At 70.4% G+C, this 4,497-nt stretch carries 3 protein-coding genes and 1 pseudogene; 1 reads left to right on the top strand and 3 read right to left on the bottom strand.

The annotated features are described in order from the left end of the window. Window positions 1–635, bottom strand: a 635-nt coding sequence (locus ACOJSN_RS03485) for an SDR family NAD(P)-dependent oxidoreductase (protein WP_420111119.1), incomplete at its 3' end; no start/stop codon positions are given. A 178-nt stretch (window positions 636–813) separates the two neighbouring features. Further along, entirely contained in the window at window positions 814–1,737 is a 924-nt protein-coding gene (locus ACOJSN_RS03480; protein WP_420111118.1) for a helix-turn-helix transcriptional regulator, read from the bottom strand. Between the two features lie 169 nt (window positions 1,738–1,906). On the opposite strand from ACOJSN_RS03480, the pseudogene ACOJSN_RS03475 reads away from it, so the two are divergent. After that, a pseudogene (locus tag ACOJSN_RS03475) lies at window positions 1,907–2,929 on the top strand (zinc-binding dehydrogenase). 39 nt (window positions 2,930–2,968) lie between these two features. Here the strand turns inward: ACOJSN_RS03475 and ACOJSN_RS03470 are convergent. Further along, the coding region (locus ACOJSN_RS03470; protein WP_420111117.1) for an ABC transporter ATP-binding protein at window positions 2,969–4,497 on the bottom strand (1,529 nt) is incomplete at its 5' end.

Genomic DNA, 4,497 nt, shown 5'->3' with positions numbered 1-4,497 from the left:
AACGCGCCGCGGTCGCGGTGGAGGGAGAAGATGCGCTCGGCCAGCGCGTCGGGCTCGTGGTCGGGCTCGCCGCCGCCGATGCCGCGGGGGATGATCAGTTGCGCCACGTGGATGTTCGCGCTGGCGAGTGCGTCGTGCAGCATCTGTCCGTAGGCGCTCTCACCGGCGAAGGCGATCGAGGTGCCAGTCACGTTGCCGTTGGGGCGCACCGCGCTGCCACCGTTGATGAGCAGGATGGTGCCCCTGCCCAGCTCGCGCAGGCCGGGCAGCACGTGCTGCACCGCGATGACCGGGCCGTACACCGACTGCTCGACCGGCCCGAGCATGTCGTCGGCGGTCGTCTCGAGTACCGGCTTCATGAACTCCCTCGCCGGCACGGGGCTGTACTGGAGCACCTCGATCGGGCCGAGGTCGGCAGCGGCAGCATCCAAGGCCGCGCGCAGCGCATGCGGGTCGCGGGCGTTGGCGGCATAGCCACGGGCGGTGATCCCGTCAGCGGTCAACTCAGCGGCCAGAGCATCGACGTTGGCCTGAGTGCGGGAGATCAGTGCGACGGCGAAACCTGCACGCCCGAACCGACGGGCCGTCGCCTGTCCGAGTCCCGGGCCGGCGCCGATGATGGCGAACGTGTTCATGAGGAATCCTTCCGTCAGGGTGTCGATCGGTCTCAGGCTCTACAACGGAGCGAGCTTGCACTGGTCGTGGAAGTCATCGAAGCCGGCCTCGAACGGCAGCAGCGCCGCGATCTGTCGGCAACGGGGTTGTCGTACAGCTCGCCGCCGACGATGTCGTCGCCGATGCGCAGGGTGATCTTCACCGCTCCCTGGCCGCGCCTTCGCCCTCGGCGCTCATGATGCTGCTCACTGAGGGCGGCGCTGACGGCTCGCGCTCGTTGCTTGCTGCCCAGGAGGCGAGCAACTGCATCCGTTCAGCTGAGGGCGACCCCGGTTCGGCGGCATAGATGGTCAGCGTGAGTCCCGGTTCGGACTCCAGCTCCAGCCCTTCGTAGGCGAGTGTCATCTCACCGACCACGGAGTGATGGAAGGTCTTGAAGCCGGTGCCGTGATGCCGGACGTCGTGCGCACCCCAGAGTCGGCGGAACTCCTGGCTCCGGGTCCCCAGTTCACCGATGAGGTCGTGCAGGTCCTTGTTGTGCGGATCGCGGCCTGCCTCGGTGCGCAGGATCGAGACCGTGATCTCAGCGAAGGCGGCCCAGTCGGGGTAGAAGTGACCGGCGCGCTCGTCGAGGAACGTGAACCGTGCGATGTTCGGCGGCTCACCGGGCATGTCGTAGACGTCCTTGTAGAAGGCTCGTCCGAGCGCGTTGGCGGCGAGCATGTCCATGCGGCCGTTGCGCACGAAAGCCGGGCCCGCCACGATCGCATCCAGGCTCCACTGCAGGCTGGGGTGCGGCGTCCAGCACTTCGGGCTGCGCTTGCGGCGTGGTCGGGCGATCGGACTCGCCGCATGGGCCAGGTCGAACAGGTGCGCACGCTCGGCCTCGTCCAGGCGCAGTGCGCGGGCCAGCGAGTCGAGGACCGCCGGCGAGGCGCCGCTGATCGCGCCGCGCTCGAGGCGCGTGTAGTACTCCACGCTCACGCCCGCCAGCGCGGCGACCTCGCTGCGCCGCAGTCCCTTGACACGCCGGTTCGTACCGACCGGAAGGCCAACCTCCCCCGGAGCGACCTTGTCGCGACGCGTGGTGAGGAACTCGCGGACCTCCGATCGGTTGTCCATGCTGTTCACGTTAGGTCACGGGCCGGCTGCGAGGGAGTCTCTGCGAGTACCTCCAACGATGGAACCCGCTCCGGCGTGCCAGTCCCTGACAGTGACTCCCACCCGGGTCGCGGACGTGCTGTTCTTGACATCAAACCGTCAGACCGTCAGAGCCCAGAAGGAGAAGCCCATGCGCGCCGTCGTCATGCATGCCCCCGGGGACGTCCGGGTCGATCAGGTGGACGAGCCCACCATCGTCGAGCCCACGGACGCGATCATCCGCGTCACCGCCGCGTGCATCTGCGGCTCCGACCTGTGGCCCTATCGCGGAGTCGAGGACGTCACCCGGCCCACGCGGATGGGCCACGAGTACATCGGGGTCGTCTCGGAGGTCGGGGCCGATGTGCGGGAGATCAAGGTCGGCGACTTCGTGGTCGGCTCGTTCGTCGCCTCGGACAACACGTGCGAGATCTGCCGGGCCGGGTTTCAGTCCCGGTGCATTCACCAGGTGATGATGGGCTCGATCGGCACCCAGGCCGACTACGCCCGCATCCCGCTCGCGGACGGCACCCTCGTCAAGGTCGGCGGCGATCCCACTCCCGCGCAGACGCGCAGCCTTCTCGCCGCCTCCGACGTGCTGGGCACCGGCTGGGTCGCCGCCGTAGCCGCGCAGGCGGGACCGGGCAAGACGGTCGCCGTGGTCGGTGCCGGCGCGGTCGGGCTGCTCGCGATCCTGGCCGCCAAGCAGCTCGGCGCCGAGCGGATCATCGCCTTCAGCCGTCACGCTGACCGGCAGACCCTGGCCCGCAGGTTCGGTGCGACCGACCTCGTGGAGGAGCGCGGCGACGCCGGCGTCGCGTAGGTCAAGGAGATGACCGGCGGGTACGGCGCGCACTCCACGATCGAGGCGGTCGGAACGCAAGAGGCGATGCTGCAGGCGATCGGGGCCACCCGCGCGGGTGGCCACGTCGGCTACGTCGGCGTCTCGCACGGCGTCGAGCTCGACGGCCTCGACCTGTTCTTCGCCACCGTGAGCCTGCTCGGTGGCCCGGCACCGGTGCGCCGCTTCCTGCCCGAGCTCATCGAGCTGATCATGACCGACCAGATCGACCCCGGCGTCGTCTTCGACCTCGAGCTGCCCATCGAGGAAGCCGCCGAGGGCTACCGGGCGATGGACGAACGCCGCGCCACCAAGGTGCTGCTCACGGTGTGAGGCCTGGCTGCGCGACGCCCACCTCGGAGCAGACACGCTCTAGCCATCCCCGCCTCCCGCCCACGCGCGCCAGAGCCGTGCGTACTCGCCATCGGCTGACACGAGTTCCTCGTGCGTCCCGAGCTCGATGATCCGCCCGGCCTCCATCACCGCGACGCGGTCGGCATCGCGTGCGGTGTGGAGGCGGTGTGCGACGGCGATGACGGTCCGGCCGTGCGTGGCGGTGGCGAGCGCGCGTTCGGTGTGGCGTGCCGCGCGGGGGTCGAGCAGGGCGGTGGCTTCGTCGAGCACGAGCGTGTGCGGATCTGCGAGGAGCACGCGTGCGAGCGCGACCTGCTGCGCTTGCGCGCCGCTGAGGGGGTGCTCGCCCAGGTCGGTGTCGAGCTGCTTCGGCAGCTCGCCCACCCAGTCGGCCCCGACGGCGTGAAGCGCGGCCCGGAGCTCGGCGTCACCGGCGTGGGGCGCGGCGATCGTCAGGTTGTCGCGGAGCGAGTCGGCGAACACGTGGTGGTCCTGCGTCACGAGCACCACGTGGTGGCGGAGATTCTCGGGCGGCAGGTCGGCGATGGCGGCGCCTCCCACGGTCACCGAACCGGTACGGGGCCGGTCGATCCCGGCGATGAGGCGCCCCAGGGTGGTCTTTCCGGCGCCCGAGGTTCCCACGATCGCCAGGTGCTCACCCGCGCGCACGTCCAGGCTGACGCCGTCGAGCACATCGGAGGAGCCATAGGCATAGGTGACGTCGGTGACCACGATGCGCTCGTCGACCGGCGCGGGCCCGGCCGCGGGGGCAGACTCCTCGGCCCGGACACCTTCCACTCGTGCGAACGAGGCCAGGCTGCTCTGCAGCGTCTCGACCCAGATGAGGATGGCCTCGATCGGTCCGCCCAGCTGCCGCAGGTACAGCGTGGCGGCGACCACGGTGCCGAGGCTGATCACCTCCTCGAGGAACAACAGTCCGCCGACACCGAACACCACGCCGACAGCGAGGGCGGTGGAGACGTCGATCGTCGGGAACAGCACGGTGCGAAGCCGAAGCGTCCGGAGCATCGCGGTGCGCGTGGTCGCGACCGCCCCAGCGGTAGCAGCGCGGCGGCGCCGTTGCAGCCCGAGGAGCTCCACCGTGCGAGCGCCGAGGGCGGTGGTCGCCAGCGTGTCGGCCACGTCGGCGTTGGCGGCGCTCTGGTCCAGATAGGCGCCACGCGCACGCCGCAGGTACCAGCGGAGCACGACCGGGATCGCGACCAGCGTGACCAGGCCGACGGCGCCCATCACCGGGGAGAGGAGGAAGATCGCCGTCAGGATGATGGCCGCCTGGATGAACGCGAACAGCAGCTCGGGGACCGCGTCACGCAGAACGGTCGCGACAAGGCCGGTGTCGGTTGTGGCCCGGGAGGTCAGGTCGCCGGTCTCGGTCCGCTCCACCGTCCGCGCCGGGAGCCGCATCACCCGGTCGGTCAGCCCTTCGCGTAGTCGCGCGGCGGTCCGTTCACCGAACCGGTAGCCCAGGTAGCGGGCGAGGTAGCCGATCGCGAACTGCCCGACGGCGGCGGCGACCACCAGCAGCC

The organism is Pseudactinotalea sp., assembly GCF_048594945.1.
Classification (GTDB): Bacteria; Actinomycetota; Actinomycetes; order Actinomycetales; family Beutenbergiaceae; genus Pseudactinotalea.
This window is presented reverse-complemented; position numbering and strand designations above follow the sequence as displayed.